Below are 23724 nucleotides of genomic sequence, written 5' to 3' on the forward strand. Positions count from 1 at the left end.
CTAGTACCAATTGCTAATTAGGGATAGCTGGATCAGAATTGGCTTCGGGTTTGGGTCAATAGGAATTGGCTAAAGGGATTTCAGACACCCACTGGTATGGGTGTTGATCTGAGTTATCCATCCTCTGGCAATACAAATGCCCGACCGGGTTTCAATTTCTCTTAAAACCTTTCCCCACTTAATTTGACCCAGCGATTTTATTCTCTTACCCTTGACCTACTACTGTTCACCGGGAAAGTACCGAACTTACTGTGGCGCTAACTAGGGATTTTACATAGACTTCTCGAAAACTTTGCGTTTATAATAAATTACTGGCTTACCCCCCTTGAAAACTGCCCCACACCCGTCAGAGACTGGAGTTGTTCAGGCATGAGCGTTTCAGAGGTGTTTTGTGAAAAAAGTTTTAGGAATCATTCTCGGTGGTGGCGCAGGAAGCCGGTTATATCCCTTAACCAAGCCCCGGGCTAAACCAGCGGTGTCATTGGCAGGCAAATACCGCTTGATCGATATTCCTGTCAGTAACTGTATTAATTCTGAGATTTACAAAATCTATGTACTAACCCAATTTAACTCAGCATCTCTCAATCGCCACATTACCCGTGCCTATAATTTCTCTGGCTTCTCAGAAGGGTTTGTTGAAATTTTACCAGCCCAAAAAACTGCGGAAAACCCAAGCTGGTTTCAGGGAACAGCAGATGCAGTTCGTCAGTATCTCTGGCTATTTGATGGCTGGGATGTTGATGAATACCTAATTTTATCAGGAGACCACCTCTACCGGATGGACTATCGGTTATTTGTCCAACGTCACCGGGATACTAGAGCGGATATTACTCTGTCGGTTGTGCCTATTGATGAGACACGGGCATCTAGCTTTGGCTTGATGCAAATTGATGATCGGGGCAAGGTGATTGACTTTCGCGAGAAACCTACAGGGGAATTGCTTAAACAAATGCAAGTGGATACTACTGTGCTTGGACTTACGCCAGAACAAGCCAGAAATAGTCCTTACATTGCTTCTATGGGAATTTATGTATTTAGTAAAGCAGTGATGAAAGAACTGCTCGAAGCTAATTCTGAGCACACAGACTTTGGTCACGAAGTTATCCCAGCTTCGATGCAAAAGTATAATATTCAAGCTTATTTATTTAATGATTATTGGCAAGATATTGGCACCATTGAGGCATTCTACAATGCTAATTTATCCCTGACTCGTCAACCTAAGCCATCCTTTAGCTTTTATCAGGAAGATGCTCCGATTTACACCAGGGCTCGTTATCTACCGCCCTCAAAGCTTTTAGACTGTCGGGTAACAGAGTCAATTATTGGGGAAGGGTGTATTCTCAAAGATTGCCGCATTAATAACTCGGTATTGGGATTGCGATCGCGAGTGGAAGCTGGAACAGTTATCGAGGACTCTTTAATTATGGGTGCTGACTACTATCAATCTTTAACAGAACGTCTATCAGCCCAAGAACAAGGCCAAGTGAGTTTAGGAATTGGTAAGGATACCGTTATTCGTCGTGCAATTATCGATAAAAATGCTTGTATCGGTAACAATGTCAAAATCTTCAACAAGGATCGTGTGGAAGAAGCCAACTGCGAAAGTGAGGGGTTTTATATTCGTAATGGCATTGTTGTAGTGATCAAAAATGCCGTAATCCCCCATGGAGCCGTGATTTAGTCCTATGGGGTGGAAAGGGTAAGCTAATCCACATCAAAATTAGCCACACTGTAAGCATATGCGCTACGCGCACGCTACTTGAGGTGCCGTCAGCTATCAGCCGTCAGCCCTTACACCCTTACCCTAGACAGGCTTAGCCTAAGGATTAGGGCTTAGACATGCTTAGGCTAGGTATTAAGTCCATTAACCATTAACCATTAACCATTAGCCATTAGCCATTAGCCTAAGACCTTGCTACCTAACACCTTGCCAAAACCGCTGAAAACACCTTTGACAGAGTATGCACCCATGTACGGAAATTGCGATCGCAGCAGTGAGGAAGAACCGAACTAAGTTTAGTTGAAAGCTTTGTTACCCTAGCGTTGAGGTAGATAAACCATAATCCAAGGGCAATAACTTACCCGTTACGATCTTAGACGATTAGGAGACACTCTTGATGGCTGCGACCGACTTCAAAGACTATTACTCCATCCTAGGAGTCAGCAAAACTGCTAGTGCTGATGACATTAAAAAGTCCTTTCGGCGTTTGGCCCGTAAGTACCACCCAGACTTGAATCCTGGGGACAAACAAGCCGAGGCTCGCTTTAAGGAAGTCAATGAAGCCTATGAAGTGTTATCTGACTCGGACAAACGCAAGAAATACGATCAATTTGGTCAGTACTGGAAGCAAGGGGGACAAGGATGGTCTGGTCGTAGTGGAGTCGGTGTTGATGTTGGTGGCTTTGATTTTAGCCAGTACGGCAGCTTTGACGAGTTCATTAATGAATTGCTGGGTCGCTTTAGCACTGGTGCCCCCGGTGGTGGGAGCAGAAGTAGTCAGAGCTACTCCTACCGTACAAGTACTTCTAGCTCTAATGGGTTTAATGATTTTGGTGGTTTTGGTGGCTATAGCAGCACGTCAGGCTTTAACAACACTACGGGAGCAAGTGCTGACCGGGAAGCAACCATTAGCCTCAGTTGGTCTGAAGCCTTTAATGGTGTCCAAAAACGTTTCAGCCTAGGTAGTGAAACTATAACTGTCAAGATTCCCCCTGGTGCCAAACCCGGTAGTCGTATTCGGGTGCGAGGCAAGGGTCAGGTCAACCCCCTGAATGGGCAAAAGGGAGATTTGTATTTAAAAGTAGAACTCAAATCTCACTCTTTCTTTGAGTTCGATGGTGAGAATCTGGTTTGCGAAGTGCCAATCACACCAGATGAAGCGGTTTTGGGTGGGTCAATCGACGTACCAACTCCAGATGGCTCTGTGAGTATGAATATTCCTGCTGGTATTCGTTCTGGTCAATCTCTGCGCCTGCGGGGTAAAGGCTGGTCTTTACCTAAGGGTGGACGTAGTGATCAGTTAGTGCGAATTACGATAGTAACTCCGAAAAACCTCACCAATCAGGAGCGGGAGTACTATGAAAAAATCCGTGAAAGTCGCCGCTTCAATCCCCGGAGTCACTTGTCCCAAGTTCGACTATGATTATATCTAGCAGTGCTCAATGGGGCTAGGGACTTTCCTCCTGGGTTCATGGGAGTAGGGAGTAGGGGTAAGACAATTGACTGTACCTCATAAGAGGGTATCGATGGCATTTAACAGTGTCTCTACTTCAGCATTTGAATTTAGGAAAGAAAATAGATGTTGAAAGCGGAGTTTTCCTAGCTGATCTAAAAGAAATTGAGCAGGTAGAGGAGCACCAAGTGCTTGACCAAGGTTATAGGCGCGAAAGGTTCTACAGTTGGGGTCGCTCAGCAGTGGCATTTGTAAACTGAGATCCTTAACAACTTGTTGGCTTTGCCTGATATCTGTACTCGTAATCATTAACACCTCAACCCCTTTCTCAGTGAAACGTTGGTAGTTCTCATTGATGTTTTTGATGTGAGGGAAGCACAGGGGACAGTAATGCTTTTCTGTGAAAATTCGGGTGAATGCCAAGATGACCGGTTGTTTACCCTGATAATCGGATAATTTGGTCTGACGGTTATTGGTAATATCTGGTAGCTCAAAATCAGGAGTCCTTGCTCCGAGTTGTAGCGCGTTAGTTGCTGGTACAGGAACAAAATTGTGGAAGAAGCGCTGATTGATTAAGCCACTAAAGTTCAGGTCTCTGAGCATCAGGGGTTCAATTGTCCTAGACAGGGAATAGTTTATGGTTACTGTTATAGTTTACCGATAGGCACCCTCAACTGTAGCTAGTTCAGGGAAAGAAGAGCGATCGCTACCCATAAACCACCAGGACTTACGAAAAACTAGACCCATCTTCCCATCAGTACCGATTCACAATTTCAATGCGTGACAGCTTATATGGATGTTGATAGAGATAAGTGTCTGTTTTTTGGTAATGGGTAATAGACATCTCCAGGAATTGCTAAGCAATTCCTGGAGATGTCTACAGAACAGTTGATTGTCTTTTCTAACCCATTGCATTTAATCCTATATAAATTCCTGCCAATCTTGAGCCTTGAATCCGGGCATCATATTCTGCTTCTATATGCTTGCGCCCTGCCTGAACCAAGTCATACCATTGCTCAGGATAAGCGACTAGGTGTTGCAAATGGCTCACTAGTCCATCCACATCTCGTTCCTCTGCGAGTAAACCTGTAACACCATCAATAATTACTTCAGGAATGTCACAGTGCTTGGTACTAACAATGGGCATTCCTGTAGCAGCCATTTCAATTAGAGATACCGGTGCGCCCCCTTCAGTATCGCCGTCACTCGCTGTGACGCTGGGGGAGAGAAAGATATGGTGCTTATAAGCCTCTTCAAATAAGACTTTATGTGGTTGATAGCCAAGCAGGCGAACTTTTGACTGGAGATTGTTCTTCTCGATAGTTGCCAGAATTTTTTTCTTTTGAGCCTGATTTCTGGCTTGACTATTGGCATCCCCAATAATAGTAATTTCTAGAGAAACCTGGTGCTGTAGTTGCCCTAGGGCTTCCAAAGCATAGGGAATTCCTTTCTTTTCAGTGAATGATGAGGCAATCAGTACCCGTAGAGGTTCAGTAGGATTCCAGACTCTGGGCTTAAAGGGAATTTCCTCGATACTAATGCCCAGATGCTGAACTTTAACTTTATCTGCTGGGCATCCTAGATTAATGATGCACTGTGCCATATGGGGGCCCTCGCAGAGAATTCTATCTACCTTGGCAAACAGTTCCTGATATCTTTTCTGCCAGTGGGGGCTACTTTTAGGCAAGGAATTAACATCCCAACCGTAGAAAGTCACTACCTGCCTAAGTCCTGCTAGCTTCGCTGCATCTAGATCTCCCCAACCAATATCACCAAAATGAGAATGCAAAATGCTTGCACCTTGCCGTTTGGCAACTTCTACTAAAAATCCCAGGTGACGGCGAAACTGTAGTTTGCGCACACCCTTATCCCAGAAATAGCGCCATTTGGAACTATCACTCAGTGTGTGGATATTGGGTAGCCAAAACTGCTCCAAATTTTCTGTGCGTTCGCAGACAATATGATTTTCTACTTCATCAGGCAAGTAGCGAACTTGGTTATACATCCAAGTTTGCGTCTGTGGTAGCCAGAAGGGATAGCTATGAATAACCTTAATTTTTCTCTTGTCCAATAGCTGAATACTCATTTATTTATTTAGCCCTACCATGACTAATAATTGCTGTATCTGTTCTCGATTGATACACCAGCTTGCCAACAGGTAAGAAATACCTCCTATAGGTATCAGTATGCCTAACACCCAGCCACTAGCTAGACCGGTGGGTAACAAAAACTTCAGCCCTACAAGCACAAGTAGCATTAGGAGACTAGCAACAAGTGGTCGCCAAAGCACTGCCCCAAAGTCACGCATCCGTAAATGAATGAGACTAAAAGGAATATTAAAACTTGGGTAACACCAAAGAAAAGACGCGATCACGTAGGCAACTGCAACCCCAACAATCCCCCATTGCAAACCGATCACGAAAGCAGTAAGTATCAATATTCCAGAAACAATTCCCCATCGAAACTGAAGGTCTGGACGACCTTTCGCCTTATAGATTGTGCCTACTGTTGTTCCCAGAGATTGCTCCATTCCTACAGGAGCCAGAATCATCAGTAGCAAAATGACAGGCTGCCACTGTGACCCAAGTAATGTCAGAACAAAGGGCTCAGCAGCTACCCAAAGACCAACCATCATTGGAAAAGAAATCAGAGCAATTAAACCGATAACTTTGAGATAGGCACTTCTAAATTTTGCATTGTCATCTTGTATTTGGGAAAATACAGGAAACATCACCCGAGCAATCACATGAGAGATATTCTGCAAGGGGTAAAGCATGATGCGATATGCCAAGGTGTAGTATCCCAAGTCTTGGCTTCCTAAAACTCGTCCAATTAGGAGGTAGTCTGCATTTCTCTTAAAATAGCGCCAGATACTAGCTGCGGTTAAATTCAAGCTGTAACTACTAACATCTTTGACCTCACTCCAATCAAAAATCATTTTTGGTCTCCAGCTAGTGGCAGCCCAAAGCATAACTGTTGTTACTGTCACTAATACTAATGATTGGTAGACCAAGCTCCATACCCCAAATCCTAGAAGAGCTGAACCAATGCCAACGAAGGAAGCAGACACGATCGCACAAATTTCTATTTTGGCTAAGGTATTGAATGCTAAATTTTTTTCTAAAATGGCTTTCTGTAAGATGCTGATACCAGAAATAAAAAAGTTCAATGAGAGGAATCTCAGAACTGAAGTGACCCTCGGTTCCTGATAAAAACTGGCAGCCAGTGGTGAGATAACAAAGATAACAAATATCCCTAAGATTCCCAAGGCTACATTGATCCAAAAGAGGCTATGCAAAAGTGCATCAGAAATATTTTTCCGCTGAATTACTGCTGATGAGGTGCCCAAATCCTTAAACAGGTCTATAAATGCGATCACAATCATCGCCATGCCCAGTAAGCCAAAATCAGAAGGTGAGAGTAGGCGGGCAAGGATAGCAGTAGTGACAAACTGCATCACCTGCCGCCCGACTTGGGACACTAAAGACCACTTTACTCCAGATGTGGCAACTCGTTTAAGGGACATTAAATCTTCCTCTGCAAAGCTCTTTGACTATTTATTCAACTTATTCAACAGATGTACGTCTCACTTAAAAATTACTACCAGCTAGGCATAATCTCTAAGAGCAGACTTGAAAAATTCAATGTTCTTTTTGTATTCATTGCTGTTTTTTAGCATTTTTTTATAAACCCAAATCCAGAAACTATCGTATATTACTTTGGAAAGATGAATGACTTTTGCTTCGACACCTATTAGAGCACAACAAGCGGCGGTATGCTTTCCATCAGCAATAAAGTATCGCCCATCAACATTAAATACTTTGATTGGTTCATAATTACCAATTTTTATTGAATTCATTTTTTCTTGATATTTTGTTTTGAGAAATGCTATATAATTATGGTTGACTTTGCGAGGTGATCGAAAATCTAATATTCCTCTATTCACTCTTTTTACATAACTAGAATCCATGACATCTTTGTTATTTTTAAGATTTTTCATTAAATCAAAATGTGGAGAGTCAACAATATTAGTGTTGACAAGAGTATGTGAGTCTTTTAATCCATCGGCACAGAGGTATAAGGATTCCAATTGTAATGATTTAATCTCGCCAACACAAAAATATTTTAATATGTCGCTTGAGAGAAGTTGGTTAAAACATTTAATACCAACTTCAGATTGATATAAGATGGAAATATCTAATTTGTAGCAGATTCCATTAACTTTATTTAAAATAACTTTATTTAAAAGCATATAATACTCCAATTATCCTCTATACTAATCCAATTCAAATTATAGAAGAAATAACCTGAACTTTTTCATGGTGAGTGGATCCATAAAATATTGCCCGAACAAAAGCATTAATAGTTCAAGTTATTTTTTATAGTTTGCTTATTTTGTTTCCGATTCAATGAGTACCTCGTAATACTTCATAGTCGATAGATAGTCACTACTTACTTTTTTAATTTTCCGAATCTCCCGTTGTGCCAAATAATCTAAAGAGACATCAAAAGCCCAGGGAAGAAGTTTAGCCACGCGGAATGAAAGATGTGACACCTTAGACAAATAACCACCGCGAACTCTACAGACTGACTTGACAGAAAAACTATTAGATATCTCATTCTTGTAGTCAAGTTCAGTTAGCACAAGCATTCCTGACGCCGAAGTCTGATTGGAGAGACTGACCTGCTCATCCATAATTAAACATCCCCCCGGAACTAGGACGCGGCGTATTTCAGATAATATTTTCTGGCAATTAGGTTCCTTGATCAGATACTGAAATACGCCACTGGAAAGGCAAGTATCAAAACTGTTATCTGGGAAAGGAATTTCTACACCATTGAAATGAATAAATTTTAAAATAGGTGACTGATGAATATCCTTTGCCACCTGAATCATGTTTTCAGATGAGTCAATTCCTGTATACTCAATTCCCAAATTTGTAATCCTAGGAGCAAATCTGCCAGTACCGCAGCCAAAATCCAAAAGTTTTTTTGATTTTTTCAACTTTTCCTGAATCAAGCGCCACTGAATCTGATCAATCAGGCGATTCTTGAAGCCTTGATTGTCAGACGGATCAATAACTGCTTGCAGAATTCCTAGTTTAGCATATGTGTCCCAATCTGTCATCGAAATGAATCTCCTATATAGAATATTTTTTGCTTACAATACGTGTTTTATCTAAGCTTGGATTTGACTGCTGCAAGAACACGGGTGATTGAATCTTCAGCAGTTACAATGGGACATGACAGAGCTTCACTTCCAAACCTTTGCTTGAATTCTTTTACTCCCTCATGCCCACCACTAGGATTAAAATCAAAGCAGTCATACTTCTGCTCACAAGCATCTTTGATGCTCTCATACATCAGAAGATTGACTGGACGAAGATGAAAGAAATCTTCCAGAGTTGCACCATGCCAATACACTACATGTTTTTTTGCGTAAAAACAGAGTATTCCAGAAACAACTTGCTCTTGATAAATTGCTAACCAAAGCTTGGTGTTAGCTGAATGTCGCTGAAAAATATCATTAAACAATTCCCATTCATATTTAGAAGAAGCCTTATCTCCCCATCGCCTCAAGGAGTCTTCGTAAACCTGATAATAATGGCTCCAATCATCGAGCGTAGAGGCTGTTTTTACTAAAAAACCGGCTTTTTTTGCCTTTTTGGTCGCAGATTTATGCCCCCTTGACCATTTCTTGTAGATAGCCTCAAACTCAACTTGCAGCTTGATGGTATGAGTTTCATCATCTTGGCTATTGATTAATCCTAGTTTCAAGGCAAGCTGATCATAAGGATTCATTCGCCAATAGAGATTACCAAGTTTGTTACTTAAAAAATCAACTAATAAATTGGCATGTTTGACATCAAGCTGATCCACACAAATCCAACCACCAAAAGTTCCTGCTGGAGAAGAAATATATTGTTTACCCAATCCTTTGAATCTTTTCTGCGATGAAAGCGGAAGCAATGCCTTTTTTCCGTCTGAGAATAAAATTAGCTTAGGCTCCGGACGCATCTTGCCCTTGGTATAAACATTCCAGATTTCTGCCCACTCTCGGGAGTGAAAGTAGGTTGCATAATCGCATTCTTGCCAAATTAAATCCCACTCATCCGCAGTGGCTGTACGGATCCTCGTAATCGAAATACTCATTTTTGTGGACTTTATAAATTTATAATTTGATGAATTTTCCTTTAACAGAAAGCTTTAAACTGCGACAAACTTTCACTCCTACAGATGTATTATTTGAGCAAATTTTTAACCGCAAAAATTACATCATTAACATCCTCATTCGTCAACTTGGCTGACAAGGGCAAACTCACTGTTTGCCTTCCAATAGCCATCGCTTTTGGATAATTTTCTGGCTGCCAACCAAAGGTTTGTTGATAGTAAGGATGTTCGGGAATACTTAGATAATGCACCCCAACCCCGATATTTTCAGCCGTCATACCATCAAGAAACTCATCCCGGCTGTGCTACTTTCGGATCAGTACCCAACCAACCTGTTTGCATACTGGCAACAACTTCCTGAATTTCTGCATCTTCGATAGCAGGAGATCGAAATACTAAGAACCATTCTTTGGGGCGAATAGGAAGAGAATTTTTGATACTAACGTTAGGAGTTATGTTTTCCAAAAACAGTAATCAGATTTGTTTATCGTGCAAAACTTGATAGACGCCGACGCAGACTGTAAAATACCTCTAGAAATCTGCTGTAGCCCTTAGGTCCGAAGAAGTGCATCAGTGCGATCGCAACACTCAAACGGATAAAGTTTAGAGAGAAGCGCATCTGAGGATAGTGTAGAAGCACTTGCTGACGATAATAATTTGCCTGTCGGTAATCACTCTCAACCGTCTGCAGAGATTTCCAAGCTAAGTTGAGGTTGGCATAACCATAGCTATGGCTTTTGAGATAAAGTAGCTCAGAGGGTACAGATTGAAAGCTTTTCTCGATGATCCTAGTCAGAGATTTTTCTACCAATTGGCAATTTTTGGACTTACTACTAGAAAGCTGTCGATAGTAAGCTAAAGGTTGCTTGATTAGAGCAAAAGGGTAATTAGCAGCAATGCGAATCCACAGATCCCAATCCTCAGCGGAGCGCAAGTTAGGGTCAAATCCTCCAGTCGTTTCAAAACAGCAACGACGTGCCATTACTGAAGAACAAGTGATGGGGTTGCACTCAAGCAGTTGCTGCCAGACATCCCCTTCTGCAGTAGGAATAAAAAATCTACCTGTAGGCTGACTGTGCTCATCTACCAAAGCAACCCAACTATGCACCAAGCCTACTTTGGGATGGTCATCGAGACAACGCACCTGTTTTTCCAGCTTGGTTGGTTCCCAGAGGTCATCAGAATCTAACAATGCAATATATTCCCCTTGAGCTTGAGCAATTCCTGTATTACGGGCTACGGATACGCCTTGGTTGGCTTGGGCAATAAATTTCACCCGTGAGTCTACTAGTTCAGCAGCCCATTGCTCAACACCATCCGAGCTACCATCGTCAACAATTAATATTTCAAAGTCAGTAAAGGTTTGCCGAAAAACACTATCCACCGTTTCCGGGAGATAGTTCATGGAATTATAGGCAGGAATAACAACAGAAACTTTTGGCATTTTGAAGTTTACATATAAGAATTAGCAATACTTTAGTTAATTGATACTGATACTAGTTTTTACTTATTAACTTTTTTGTCACAAACTTTACGAATAAATTTTGCCGATTTTCCTACAAATACAGAACTCTCATAAACATCCTTTACAACTACATAACCAGCACCAATTACAGCATTATCTCCAATCGTAATCCCACCAACCAATAATCACCACATTGGAGCCGATATCTACATTATTGCCATTTTTTTTTTCAACCGCTATAGGAACCATATGGTAATTTTTTAATTCCCAAATTATAACCAAATTATTAGCTACATTATAGTACATAAATGCCGAAACAACGAACCATATTCCATCATTTTTTTAGATATCAAATAACTTAAAGTTTAAGACTTACCCGTAGCGAAACTAGTTAAAAATAACTTGCTTGTGTTCCTCTGTAAAGAGTTATTAGTTCTGTGTATGAAAGTTTTTTATCACTCTTTTTGCCCATAAAGTAAAAACCTGATGCCGAATCAAATGTACCCGATTTATTAATTAGATAGTCGTCAAAATATTTCAACCAAAAAGATGTCAGTCTGGCAATAACCTTAATCAAACCTCTTGCCATAGGGCTCTTAACAAAACTTAAAATAAAGTATTGATATGACCAGGCTAATGCCATTCCTGGTCCACACACAGCACCACTACAAATTTCTTCAAACTTGCGGAATAAACGACGATGTCCTAAGTGAGTGAAGCGAGTAAAATCATATCTTCCTAGGTGTACTTGTTGCATAAACGGAGTTTCTGAATAAACTAAACCATCTTTTTTGAGCACTCGATGAATTTCTTCAACACAACGGGATGGATCTACAACATGTTCAAGGACAGCTTGGATTATGACTCCATCAAATGAATTATCTTTAAAAGGAATATTGTGGGCGTCAAAAATTACTGCTATACGGGAATCAAAAGCAACGTCACTTTCGATAATTTCAATGGCAGGTACTGATAACAGCTCTTCCATACCTTGACCAATCACACTACCTCCAATGATCAGTACTTTAGGAGTATCAGTCTGCTTGAGCAGAAGTTCTGTGAATTTTTTGTAATTCCTCTTACCTTTCAAATTCAGGATAATGCTAGGAATTAAATTGATGGCAATTCTTTCTAATTTTGGTTTTGGGTTAAGCTCAGCATTTTCCGGATTTATAAAATTTTTAATCTTAAATACACTAGATGATTCATTGATCAAAATTGGTTTACCCTGAACAACAGGATAAAAAGTATTGCATTATAATTTTGTACATTTAAGCTTATTTTGGTTTATTATAAGCTAGACAAGCAACAGGGACAGCCAAGCAATTATTGAGTACTTGATGATAAGTTAATTTGAGCATGATTTGTAATGTTTTGATTAGTCATGGTGTTTTATTGCTATTGGTTAAAGTCTCAACTATTTCGTGAGTGAAATAATTTGGGTCACTCCTATAAAAGCTAGAGTTACCCTGATCAAAAAGGTGTAAGCCGTGCAGGACGACTAACCGGTGCGTGACTTTCTGAAGGGGGCAGATCATCCCAATTCCAACCCACCACTGCCAACAAGGTATACCAGTAGAAAAAGAGAGTGGTATGACTCCAGATATTTTCGGTAATCATCCCCACAGGTACAGCCAGAAGAATCGCCAACATGGCCAAACACAGAGTCCCTTGTCCACTGCCAGGAGATGCCTGTCGAAATAATTGAACAAGACGCCCAACCTGAACTCCGAGGAAGACCAACCAAGTTACCAATCCTACGATTCCTCCTTCTACCAGGGCTCGAATGTAATCATTGTGGGGTTCGAGCCCATTACTACTGATCAGTTTGTTAGTTCCGAGACCATAACCAAGGATTGGGAAGTGTTTCCATTGCTCTAGGAGATAGGTCCATTGAGCCAGCCGCCAGTTGAAACTATTGCCATCTCCCTTGGACAGCAGAATTGCCTTCCAAATATCGATATCTGGATTACCCAGTGGTGTTTGAGCGATCGAGCCGAGACGTTCTTGACCAAACTCTGAGCTACCAAACAAGATGATAATACCGACAAACACAACTATGCCACCGATTAGGTTGACTATGCTCAATCTAGGGGCGATTAAAACCACAATAAAGGTACCAAGCATCATCAAACCAAATAGAGCCTTAGTACTCACATACAAAAGGGTAAGTAAACCCAGCAATAGCATCCAGATCCAGCGTGGATTTGACTGGGTTAGCCTCCAATAGGTCAGACCCATGAACAGCAATAACCAGGTTACAAAGCCGTTAGGGTGACCAATAGTCCCTTTGATGCGAGATACTTCTTCTATGCCGGTGGAGTGACCGCCGTGAGGAGCGAAAAAGGGAGGTAAAACCGAAGGCAATAACATCTGGAGCAACGCTACTGTAACTGGTAAGAGCAGAGCCCAAAACAGCCCGTAGACAACTTGCTTAGGTGGAAGCCTGTCCTTGAGTTGCATTACCAGCAAGTAGACCATTAGCCAAGAAAATAGACGTATCCACTCACGGATGCTTCCTAGCAAAAACGAAGCATCTAGCCCCAGCCCTCCCAGAGGCAAAAGTATCACCCACAAGCCTTGTAGCATCACCCAACCAGCAAAGAACCACCAAAACTTATCGGTGCGTACAGTTTGCCCCCTCAGTAACATCACTGTCACATAAAGCAAAGTCAAGCCGTCGAGTCCGATCGCAAAAGCTGCTGGTACCTGTTGATCTGAAAACGGATCGAGACAACTACGCAAGATCAATAGTCCCAGTACGGCTTGCTCAAATCGGGCAAAGAAGTAGACCATCACCGCTACTGCCACCAACCCTAAACCAAGCAAACGGGGCTGAGTACCTGCGAGTAAGCCAACGGCTAGACCAATGGGCACACCTGCCAGTCCCAGCCAAAAGGTCAGAGCAGAGGAACGATGCCAGGGGTTATGAATCTGCATGATCAACCTCCCTGGATACAAGAGCACAATTGTTGCTGGCTTCGTTGCCATGGGTCTGCCTGGATTGGGATTGAGGCTGGTAACTATAGAAGGAATCGGAATAGTACTGTCGAGTCCGATCGCTTATGCCATTGACAACAAACCCCAGTATCGGAGTGCTAGTATCTTTCAATTTCGATACTGTCTGTAGTAGGATATCTTTCTGGGTAAAGTTGGCACGTGTCACCATCACCAACCCATCACTATACCGACTCAAGGTATGGGCATCAGCAAAACTACTAACTGGTGGCGTGTCTACAATCACTAGGTCATAATGATCTCCGGCTGCTGCCAAAATAGACTTCATCACCTGTGACTGTAGGAAGGTAGCCGGACCAGAGGGCTGGTCACTACAGGTCAAAATCGAAAGGTTTGCGATCGCTGTGGGTTGCACCGCCTCGAGGCAGGTTTGATTGCTGTCCATTAAATCTTTAACCTTTGGCTGAGGGGGTAAGCCAAACAAATTGTGCTGCATTGGGTGACGCCAGTCGGCATCAATAATCAATGTCCGCCTGGAAAATCTTGCTGAAACCGCAGCCAAGTGGGAAACTACCACTGACTTACCCTCTCCGGAAACAGCACTGCTGACTACAATCAGCTGTAACCTCTTCTGAGCACGCAACTCCATGGTTGTCAGGAGCAGGCGGTAAGGCTCCATTAACCTCATATCTTCCAAGAATCCTTTCGGTTGCTCAACACTGAGTGCCTGAGCAGGTATCGTCGGTAATACCCCCAGCCTAGGCAGCTTCAGGAGTGCCTCCGCTTCCGAGCCATCGTGTAGGGTATTATCCATCACCTCCAGCAGCAGCACCATACCGACAGCTAGGGCAATTCCAGCAGCACTAGCAATCAACAGCACCACTTTTGGATTGGGTTCCTTGGGTGATGAAGGAAGTTTTGCCCGCTCAATAATTTGAATATTGTTAACTAGTTGGGTTTCTGCAATCCGTGCTTCTTCCAGTTTGTTTTGGAGGAGTTTAAGAGAGGCAATTGCTTCGTCTTGTCGGCGAACTAAGGTACCAAAGGGTTGCTGTAGAACTGGTATTTGACCAAGACGATTCTGGAGTTTAATGCGCTCAGTCTGCACCAGGTAGAGCTTCTGTTCCAGTGCCGACCGTTCTGTTTCAGCTAAAATAAACCTAGAGGTAAAGTCCTGGCTCAACTGATCAGAGGCCACATCAGCAGGGGGAATAATTTGATTAGTGAGCTGATTAGTGGGCTGATTAGTGGGCAACAGACGAGAAAGTTTTTGATTGTACAGGGTAAGGAGTTCATAGCGCTCCTGAACCAGTGATATCATCGCTGGATTCTGATCAGTTAGACGCGATCGCATTTTGGCTAACTCCCGTTCCAAGTTGACCAGCTGAGCTCGTAAGGCTTGGAGTTCTTGATCTTGACCAATGCGTCCAGCGATGTAAGCATTCTGAGTATTATTCAGACTGGTTATGGTCTGGAGTTCTTGGCTACGGGTTTTAGCGTCTTGGAGTTGAATAGACACAGCACGTTCTTGGTCTTCTAAAGTTGCTAAACTCCTGACTAAGAGTTGTGTTTGTTCCTCGGGAGAAACTAAACCAGTGGTTTGTTTAAATTTGTTTAACGCTGCTTCTGTTGCTTCCACCTCCAAACGCCGTAATGGTACTTCTTTCTCCAAAAATTCCCGCACAGCTCTAGCTTCTGACCGAATCCCTTGAGCACTTTCAGAAACCATTGCGTTAGCGACAGCATTGAGCACCGTGGTTGCCAATTCTGGATTTTGACTCTGATAGCTCAGCTCAAGAATATTGGTGGCAGGCACAATTTTTACCTTTAAATCCCTACGGAGTGTGTTTATGGTCAGTCCTTCAGGTGAACTGCCTAGTATACCAATCTGGTAAAGTGCTCCCTGAAGAACCCGTTGTGACCCCACTAGTTCTGCTTGAGTTGCGATCGGGCTAGCTTCACCGGGTGTATTAGCAGGGACTTGGCTGAGGTTGCGACCCAACTCAGACACACTCACCTTTTTATTTTCCAGCATCAGCCGTGCTTTCACTTGGTACACTGGTGGGGTAACAACCAAATAGGCCATCCCTCCACCAATTACAGATGTAAAGGTAGCAAGGGCTGCCAAAAGCCGCCGCCTTAAGGCTAATGGTAGTGATGAAAGGCTTGTCTCCATAAGGTTGACGAAACTCTGTGGTTTTACTGGTTTTTGAAAAAGGGGAGCGTGACACTGAATTTTGCATCAGACGACGACGCACAGAGTTTTTGATACAGTCTCAAGTTATCAGCAGTAATTTTGTCCCAGTTATAGTAAGTGGCTACATGGTCTTGTGCCTTCTTTGCCATATCTGCTAACTCTTGAGGTTGACGGATCGCCCTCTCTAGAGCTTGGAGACAAGAGTCTACGTCTCCTGCTCGGAACAGTAGACCTCGTTCTTGACCAATCAATTGCTGATGGGGAGGGATATCACTAGCGAGGACTGGAATCCCTTCTTGCATTGCCTCTAGCATCACCAGGGGTAATCCTTCTAAATCCGAAGGCAGAACAAACAATCCTGCGCCCCGAACAATCTCGGCTAAGGGACTTCCATGGAGTTCACCAACGAATAACACGTCTTGATTTGTGCCTGCCAAGTCATGTAGGTTGGCGATGTAGTTATGAGTGTCACTATCACCACCAGCAATCACCAGTTTCCAACCGTTAGATTTGAGCCGTTGGAAAGCTTTGATCAGTAGATCAGGTCGTTTTTCCGGTACAAGCCTGCCCAAGAACAGAATGTAACGCCCCGAGTTTAGACCTAGGAATTTACCATAGGGAAATTTGGGGTCTGACTCTGGGTAACTCCCTGGAGCATTGGGAATATTAATTGTATTCTTGCTATAGGTGTTGAGAAAGTAATTTTGGAGTGCTTGTGAGACTACGACTAACTCATGGGCAGAGTAAACCGCGTTCCTTTCCCCCAAACGAATTAAGCCACTCGACCATGCCCCCCACTTGGCTCGTTGCCAGTCCAATCCCTGACAGGTAACCACAATCTTTGCAGAAGAGGCAATTCTGGAGAGCCAGGAGAACACAGCTGGACCTAGGGCATGGAAATGAATGATATCGTAGCGTTTGCCACTGGAGATAATCGCTGCCAGGGCAGCATTAGCCAAAGCATCTATTCCTCTGAAGCGTATCGAGGGTAGAGAGATCACTCGAACACCTTTGTAGTCAGAGGATGAAAAACCGGTAGACTTGGTGTAAGACGACCGTGCAAATAGGTCTACTGAATGACCTTGGGCAACAATTCTGGGATAGAGTTCTGTGCAGTAACGTTCAATGCCACCTTGCTTAACAGGTACTCCTTTGGCTCCAATTACAGCAATTTTCATTACTTCTAGTTTTCTGTTTTACGATACTCTTCGGCAGACTAATTAAGTGGTGATGACAACCTGAGTATGTAAGTTTGACTGCTCTAAAATTTGACTGCTTTATCTTGATTCAAGGCAGCCGATTAAACAGAGATTAGGCAGACCGTTGCTGAGCACGCTTGAGCATTTGCTCATAAACACTGCTAACAACTTTGCGAGCACTATAGGGTTGAGCGGTGCGCACACAGGAGCAAGCTGGATAATGCTCTGGATGGTGCAGAACCTTGCCCAAAGCATCTGCGATCGCAACTTTGGTACGCTCCTTGCAAACAATCCCACTGTCAGCACCGAGAAATTTGGGGGTTTCACCACAATTCGTAGTCACTACAGGTGTCCCACAGGCGAGAGCCTCAAGGACAGTCAAGGGCAGTCCCTCGTAAACGCTACTCAAAACAAAGACACTACAGACACGGTATAAGTTTGCTAGTTTTTGTTGACCTACTGCTCCGAGCATAGTCACTCGGTTAGACAACCCAAGAAAGCAAATTTCACCACGGAGTTCATCTTTTAACTCCCCATCCCCAGCAATCAGTAAGTGAACATTGGGAATATATAAAGCTGCCATTGCCCGTATCAGTAACATCGGGTCTTTTTGAGGATGCAGACGACCGGCGAACAGGAGAAAACGGGTCTGTTCAGGCAAATTATGCTCCTGTGCTAGAGCTTTGCGTCTTTGTTCTCGTTCCTTTTGGTCTAGGGCATAGAACACCTCCTCATCAACGGTGTTTTTCAGGTAAGCAACACGATTTGCGATCGCTGGATAACGCTGTTGATAAAACTTAGCTGATTCAGTATTGCAGGAAAAAATTTGGCTAAATTGCTTCACCAGTAAGCGTTCGAGGGCAAAATAGCTTGCAGAAAAACGCTGCCAAAGAATGCCATTATTACCCGTTGCAGGATTCATCTGCTTGGCAATGTCATTGTGTACAAACAGCGTCTTCTCTCCAGACCAATTGAGGGCTGCTAAGCTAGGTTCGATGCGATGAAAATGCATGAAATCCGATGCCAAGCAACGACCGAACAGCGCAGTCGTATACTTCACCGTCGTGGGTATCAAGGGCCTAACATTGTCATCTTCGAGAGGAAACAAGGGCATAAATTGAATGGCTCGACCGGCTAGTTCCCCTTCTTGCCATACACCGGAAGGTGAAGCCAGGTCTCCTGTTCCCACCAACCGCACCTCGAACTCACTCGGAGCATATTTGATAAAGGAGCGGATCACGGTCTGAATCCCACCAATGCTGCTATGCCAAGGATTAAACTGATAGAAAATAGTTAAAATTAGTTTCTGCATTACTTTTAATAATAAGTACAACTGTTTGATAGTCAGTAATTTAGAGTTTATATTTCAGAGATTTTACTATCAATAATATATAGTATTATTCAATTAATTGAGGTACTTGTATGCTGAATTTTAGGGAGTAGGGAGTAGGGAGTAGGGAGTAGGGAGTAGGGAGTAGGGAGTAGGGAGTAGGAGTAATAAAATTGAATATAACTCATAAGTATGATCAACGCTATATAGCATTAATCAAATAGGGAAGGTACACTTTTTTTGATTTTATGGAACCGAAAAAAATGAATTATTGGGAGTTTTTTTAACAACCATAAATAATTGGTTAAATTTAGGTTAAACCCTGATTATAAACTACACCTTCACAACTCTAAATCCGGATAGTTTTTTGACAAGTTAACAGCTACTGAATTTAGAAAGCCCTACCACTAGTTTGTGACTTTCTCTCAACTTAAAAAAGCGTAAAATTCTTTCCAGACAAATTTTCCAGACAACACTTAACAATAGCGAAACAACCGGACATGATATTAGATCATGTCCGCTTAATTACTTACCAACCCAAATAGTCCCTGAATTTTTGGTAATGGGTAATAGGGAATTGGTAATTGTCAACTACTTTGTCTTGATGCAGTCGCTCATGGGGGAAACCCCCGCGTGAAGGCGCTGCCTCCCCAAGACCGCGCTGCATCGCTTTAGCAATTAAGCACTCGGAGATAATTTTTTTTAATTGTGTTAAGAAACTTAACGCTGCTCAAACCCTGTATTGATGCATCACTTTCTGTTCCCTGTTCCCTTGTCCGAAGTTCCCTGGTGTTAACAGTCAACTTTAATGGTTTCAGACTACTTACCAATTACCCGGGAAGGGATCTGATAATTAGTAAACGGAATAAAATATAAGTTATTAATATTTTGGACTTTAATAGTCTTGGTAAAAAAACGCAGCACGATATTGATGGGAAGCATCATTCCAATCAAGATGATATTGGTAACTAGTAGATAGGGATTGTTTGGTATCCCACATTCCGCACTTGAAAGTGTAGTTTGGAAGCTACTGCATCCTGCTACGGGAACACAAACAACGAGAACAGCTTAAGTGAGAACACCTTCAGTATTTCTCATCAACAATATCGCCAGCATCCCCAGAGTATAGATACTAAAATCTAAATACTACACCAAATATTACAAACTGACGTGGGGACTATCGCCTCACAGTCTATCCCTCTGAATCTGATTCCTGACTCCCAGAGCCACTGCATCTAGACCGTGATACACCCATGATTTTGCACCCAAAACCTATATTTGCAAATGTGACCTCGGAATGTCAATAAAAAGCTGTAGCCAATGTCCAGAGTATTTGGCTACATCGTGGCACCTATCTGCTGGGCATTTAGCCCACTAATCTACCGCTTTATTGAGACTATTATCAATTAACCCGAAATTTTACGGCAAAATTTGCCCAAAAATTATTTCAAGAATATTATTATACTAAATTTATCTATATTGTCAAGTGTTTAATGTAACTAATTGACGATCCGGCCACCTAAATATCCATTCTGTGCCATACTGGAATAAAGCTAAGTAGTCGGACAAAAGTAAATTTAACTGTTGAAATAGGGAGCAGGGAGCAGGGAGCATAGGGACTTTTGGCAACTTTACAAAAGTTAATAAAGTAAGGTTTATTTTTTTCCAGCTACTAACCTGATCAGATCAGGTTAGTGAGCCCTAAAAGCCTGTGTGACACTTAACTATAGAATTTCCATTTGAGTTGTAAACCTAATTGCTTAGGGAAAGCCAAGAGGCAATACTCAAGAAGCAAGAGCTAATAAAGTATATAAAGATTTTTGGTAATCGAAAAAATTTTAATACTTGTTTACAATTCATTGGGACATTCTATAGCAGTTATCAATTGGGTGAGGTACTTTCGTCCTGGGTTTTAGGGAGTAGGGACTAGGAATCCCCGCGCGCAAGAGGGTAAGAAAATTGAATCTACCTTATCGGTATGATCAACACTCTATATTCCTTATAGAACCCATTTGAGATCTCAGAGCTGATTTGTAAACTCGCACTCAACCTTGTAGGATAAAGTTTGCTTCAAAAAAGTACATTTGAAGTAACTGCTCACCGCAAGTGAGCAATTCTATTGAGAAAAAGACAATCCCCTAGTGGATAGCTGCTCCTTTGGTACACAGTGTGTCAGTTCCAGCAAGATTCCACAACCCGAATTGGAAGGCTCGGATCAACAACATACACTCGCGAGATTGAGAATTGGGCGGTGGCCAATGGCTGGCTTGAGTGCGAGGAATGGGCGTTTTGTCTTTTGAATGATGTATATTAAAAGCTATGACTATGACTTACGCACTGACCGGCAACTCCGAGCATGGCCATAGCCCTTGAGCAGATGGCAAATACAGTGCTGCGAATTTATGAATGGCTAATCGAGCAAGAGCAACAACTGGTCAAAAAGCAAAGTCTGATTGAGGCGCAACAACGCCAAATCTCCGCACAGCAACAGGAGATTGAACAACTAAAAGATTCTCTTGAGAAGCTCAAAAACCGTGACTCTCATGCGCAGTTCCGTTCCTCCTTGATCGGATCAACTGAAAAAGCCCAGCGACAAAAAGAAACGGAGAAAAGGAAAAAAACGTGGTCCATAGTACAATCATCCCGGGAAAACCCGCAATGGATTTGGTACTCCCGATCGAGTAATCACTTTGGAGCTGGAAAACTGTCTGGTCTGTGGAAGTTCTTTAGAGTCACTCAAAGGAGCAAAGCGAGAAAGTCCAGCAGGTAGCTGAAGTCGTTGAGCAACCAGTAGAAATCAGAGAATATCGCCGCCCCTTGTATAAATGCCCAAATTGTAGGTGGTCTGGTTACAGTTTGATGCCACCGGGAGTTAAAGAAGGATTCAGCTATGGGGGAAGACTTTGTAGTATCGTGGGCTGGTTGGGTTATGGCGGAAACCTGACATGGCGGAAACAGGAGTATTTTGCCTTTATATGTCTTGGGGGTTCCCATTTCTCAGGGGAGTCTGGCAAAAATGCAGCGTTGGTTCCAACAGAGCAAGTAACCTTCTTATCAACAGTGGCGCTCCTTACATTAAACAGCCGGGAGTTAGGTGATAAGATCAAACAACTTATTGTATAGATGGCATCAAGTATTGGTTATGGGTCGCTACCAGTGACCAAGTTTGCGCCTTGATGTTAGCCCCGACCCGCAGTTCTGCCGAACTAGAAAAATTGCTGGGCTCAGATTTTGAGGGAATACTCAGCAGTGATTGTTAATGTGCTTACTCTCCACAAGGTGCAGCATCCTTCGCAGAAGTGTTTAGCACATCTCGAGAGGGACTTAAAAGCCAATGAGACGTGTAGATTTAAGGGCAATCGTGAGGAAAGCAACTATGGTCGAAGCCGTTTTGTGGCAATCAAGAACGGTTCATCGGGACTATCAACAGCGGATTATTGAGTCGAGAAGAGTTAGCAGGGTACAGAAGTGTCATAGAAACAAAATTAAAAGAGGTTTTGTCACCAGACAGTTACCCAAAAGCCGCCATCAGATAAGTTCATGTTTATGAGGCGACTTGAACGTCATTGGGATGAGTGGTTTACTTTTTTGTCTGATCCAGAAGTCAAACCTGACAACAATGATGCTGAAAGAGCTTTACGCCCTATTGTTGTTGATCGAAAAGTTAGTGGTGGGGCTTGAAGCGATTGGGGTGCGCAGTTAGTAGCCCAAATGTTCAGCTTTTTGGAGACGATGCGATGGCAAGGAAATAACGCGTTCGCGAAGCGGTTCTTTTGGAACATCTCCCAATTGTGTGAATTATTGTCTTTGGCTGGTCGAAGTCCCCCTGGTCTGAGGGGGTGACATGCAAGCTAAAATCCTTATTGGGTAATACTTTCAGCCGATATGTTACAAAAAGATACATACTAGTTTGGCCTGACCTTGGACGTAGTTATAAGGGTTTTAGCTTCTAGAACATCATTCCTAGGGTCAATTGCCCAGTTTATCTTAGCAAAGATAAACTGGCATCAAAGCATTATCTAGTAAGCTTTTAAGGGCTCATGTCACCCCCTCAGCCCCCAGGCAAACGAGTTTTACTCAAAATTAGAGTCTACTTAAAAACTCGAGAATAGGAGAATTGCTTTCGTGTTCTACCCCTTTGGTTGAGGTTAGCGTACAGCCTTGCGCTAACCGGTGTTTCTCAAGCTCATTTCTCAAATCCGCTGAAGTTGCACATATAGCAAAAAAAGGGATGGTTAGGACATAATTGTCACATAATATGGAGTGTAGCAAGGAGGGATAAATGCCATCACCATATAGCGATGCAGAGCGAGCAAAAGCAGTAGCAGCAGTAGATCGTGGAGAGAAAAAAACCCAAGTGTGCCGAATGCTGCTTGCTTAGCCGTAATACGTTAGACCTTTGGCTAAAAGCCAGAGAACAAAGAGGAACATTCACACGCCTTGAGAAAGTATCAAAGGGGTCCACAGCCAAAAATCCGAGATTTAGAGGAGTTTCGCCAATTTGCGTGCATAAACGGTGGCACAACTCAAAAACAGATGGCAAAAAAGTGGCCAGAAGAAATAAGTCACACGACCATCGGCAAAGCTTTGAAACGTATTGGATTTACCCGAAAAAAAAACTTATGGATACAAAGAAAGAAATGAAGAGGAACGAGGGGAATTTCTCAAATACAAAGCGCCAGTATGCCAAACAGCGAATAGTGTATGTGGATGAAGCGGGAGTTGATGACACAGAGGACTACTATACAGGTTGGTGTGAGAAATCGAACACGATATTACGACCTCAAATTAGGACACAAAACGGAGCGAATCAGTATGGTAGGAGCAACTTTGAGTGGTCAAATTATTGCTCCGATGACTTTCGTGGGATACTGCAACACCAATAGAGATAGAAATGTGGGTAGAGTTTTTCCTAATGCCAGAATTGTTACCGGGGCAGATAGTAATCATGGATAGGGCAAGTTTTCAGCGATGCAGCGCCGCCAAAGGGGGTTTCCCCCATGAGCGACTGCATCAAGACACAGCTGACGCTTACATCAAGAAATTAATCGAGCAGGCAGGGTGTGAGCTTCTGTTTCTGCCTGCTTATTCACCTGACCTAAATAAAATTGAGAAATTTTGGTCTCGACTGAAACATCATTTACGGAAGACCATTGAGGAATTTGATTGTTTGCAGGATGCTCTGGATAATGCTTTCAGAGTATTGTCCTAACCAACTCTTTCTCTGCTAT

Annotated in this window: 19 protein-coding genes and 2 pseudogenes; 5 read left to right on the top strand and 16 right to left on the bottom strand. The window is 42.7% G+C overall.

Going from position 1 to position 23724, the window contains the following annotated elements; genetic code table 11:
- Window positions 1-391: 391 nt before the first annotated feature.
- The gene (locus BJP37_RS16445; RefSeq protein WP_075900359.1) at window positions 392-1681 is read left to right on the top strand and encodes a glucose-1-phosphate adenylyltransferase; all 1290 of its coding nucleotides are present in this window, start codon (window positions 392-394) and stop codon (window positions 1679-1681) included.
- Window positions 1682-2117: 436 nt separating this feature from the next.
- Complete coding sequence (locus BJP37_RS16450) at window positions 2118-3143, top strand: DnaJ C-terminal domain-containing protein (protein ID WP_075900361.1); 1026 nt, start codon at window positions 2118-2120, stop codon at window positions 3141-3143.
- 87 nt (window positions 3144-3230) lie between these two features.
- Here the strand turns inward: BJP37_RS16450 and BJP37_RS16455 are convergent, their stop codons facing one another.
- The 16 genes and pseudogenes from BJP37_RS16455 to BJP37_RS39330 form a co-directional block, all read right to left on the bottom strand.
- Window positions 3231-3776, bottom strand: a complete 546-nt coding sequence (locus BJP37_RS16455; protein WP_075900363.1) for a peroxiredoxin family protein — start codon at window positions 3774-3776, stop codon at window positions 3231-3233.
- A gap of 298 nt (window positions 3777-4074) precedes the next feature.
- The gene (locus BJP37_RS16460) at window positions 4075-5259 is read right to left on the bottom strand and encodes a glycosyltransferase (protein ID WP_075900365.1); all 1185 of its coding nucleotides are present in this window, start codon (window positions 5257-5259) and stop codon (window positions 4075-4077) included.
- Window positions 5260-6699, bottom strand: coding sequence for an MOP flippase family protein (locus BJP37_RS16465; RefSeq protein ID WP_075900367.1), 1440 nt, complete (start codon window positions 6697-6699; stop codon window positions 5260-5262).
- An 81-nt stretch (window positions 6700-6780) separates the two neighbouring features.
- Window positions 6781-7425 carry a hypothetical protein gene (locus BJP37_RS16470; protein WP_075900369.1) on the bottom strand — a complete coding sequence of 215 codons (645 nt, stop codon included), beginning with the start codon at window positions 7423-7425 and terminating at the stop codon, window positions 6781-6783.
- A 138-nt stretch (window positions 7426-7563) separates the two neighbouring features.
- Window positions 7564-8301, bottom strand: a complete 738-nt coding sequence (locus BJP37_RS16475) for a class I SAM-dependent methyltransferase (protein ID WP_075900371.1) — start codon at window positions 8299-8301, stop codon at window positions 7564-7566.
- 47 nt (window positions 8302-8348) lie between these two features.
- Window positions 8349-9326 (bottom strand): GNAT family N-acetyltransferase, encoded by a 978-nt coding sequence (locus tag BJP37_RS16480; RefSeq protein ID WP_075900373.1) that lies wholly within the window; start codon window positions 9324-9326, stop codon window positions 8349-8351.
- Between the two features lie 89 nt (window positions 9327-9415).
- Window positions 9416-9646 (bottom strand): annotated as a pseudogene (locus tag BJP37_RS16485) (DegT/DnrJ/EryC1/StrS family aminotransferase); the annotation flags it as partial.
- Window positions 9636-9809 carry a hypothetical protein gene (locus BJP37_RS39325; protein WP_158069616.1) on the bottom strand — a complete coding sequence of 58 codons (174 nt, stop codon included), beginning with the start codon at window positions 9807-9809 and terminating at the stop codon, window positions 9636-9638. The gene BJP37_RS39325 and the pseudogene BJP37_RS16485, both read right to left, overlap by 11 nt.
- 19 nt (window positions 9810-9828) lie before the next feature.
- Window positions 9829-10788 carry a glycosyltransferase family 2 protein gene (locus BJP37_RS16490; RefSeq protein ID WP_075900375.1) on the bottom strand — a complete coding sequence of 320 codons (960 nt, stop codon included), beginning with the start codon at window positions 10786-10788 and terminating at the stop codon, window positions 9829-9831.
- 174 nt (window positions 10789-10962) lie between these two features.
- Window positions 10963-11115: a hypothetical protein gene (locus BJP37_RS41955; protein WP_214607764.1), complete on the bottom strand. Its 153-nt coding sequence runs from the start codon at window positions 11113-11115 to the stop codon at window positions 10963-10965.
- Window positions 11116-11200: 85 nt separating this feature from the next.
- Window positions 11201-12025, bottom strand: coding sequence for a class I SAM-dependent methyltransferase (locus tag BJP37_RS16500; protein WP_229415332.1), 825 nt, complete (start codon window positions 12023-12025; stop codon window positions 11201-11203).
- Between the two features lie 257 nt (window positions 12026-12282).
- A complete protein-coding gene (locus BJP37_RS16505; protein WP_075900377.1) occupies window positions 12283-13749 on the bottom strand; it encodes an O-antigen ligase family protein in 1467 nt (488 codons plus the stop codon).
- A complete protein-coding gene (locus BJP37_RS16510) occupies window positions 13736-15943 on the bottom strand; it encodes a GumC family protein (protein ID WP_075900379.1) in 2208 nt (735 codons plus the stop codon). The genes BJP37_RS16505 and BJP37_RS16510 overlap by 14 nt, the downstream gene beginning before the upstream one ends.
- Window positions 15944-15966: 23 nt before the next feature.
- Complete coding sequence (locus BJP37_RS16515; protein WP_075900381.1) at window positions 15967-17142, bottom strand: glycosyltransferase family 4 protein; 1176 nt, start codon at window positions 17140-17142, stop codon at window positions 15967-15969.
- A gap of 133 nt (window positions 17143-17275) precedes the next feature.
- Window positions 17276-18475, bottom strand: coding sequence for a glycosyltransferase family 4 protein (locus BJP37_RS16520; RefSeq protein ID WP_075900383.1), 1200 nt, complete (start codon window positions 18473-18475; stop codon window positions 17276-17278).
- Window positions 18476-19022: 547 nt separating this feature from the next.
- Window positions 19023-19160 (bottom strand): hypothetical protein, encoded by a 138-nt coding sequence (locus BJP37_RS39330; RefSeq protein WP_158069617.1) that lies wholly within the window; start codon window positions 19158-19160, stop codon window positions 19023-19025.
- A 1689-nt stretch (window positions 19161-20849) separates the two neighbouring features.
- Here BJP37_RS39330 and tnpC point away from each other — a divergent pair.
- The 3 genes and pseudogenes from tnpC (at window position 20850) to BJP37_RS41140 (ending at window position 23705) form a co-directional block, all read left to right on the top strand.
- Window positions 20850-22336, top strand: a pseudogene (gene tnpC, locus BJP37_RS34515) (IS66 family transposase).
- A gap of 779 nt (window positions 22337-23115) precedes the next feature.
- Complete coding sequence (locus BJP37_RS41135) at window positions 23116-23379, top strand: hypothetical protein (protein WP_198954072.1); 264 nt, start codon at window positions 23116-23118, stop codon at window positions 23377-23379.
- A gap of 8 nt (window positions 23380-23387) precedes the next feature.
- Complete coding sequence (locus BJP37_RS41140) at window positions 23388-23705, top strand: transposase (protein WP_198954073.1); 318 nt, start codon at window positions 23388-23390, stop codon at window positions 23703-23705.
- The last annotated feature ends 19 nt before the right edge of the window (window positions 23706-23724 follow it).

Origin of the sequence: Moorena bouillonii PNG (assembly GCF_001942495.1) — a bacterium.
Taxonomy (GTDB): domain Bacteria; phylum Cyanobacteriota; class Cyanobacteriia; order Cyanobacteriales; family Coleofasciculaceae; genus Moorena; species Moorena bouillonii.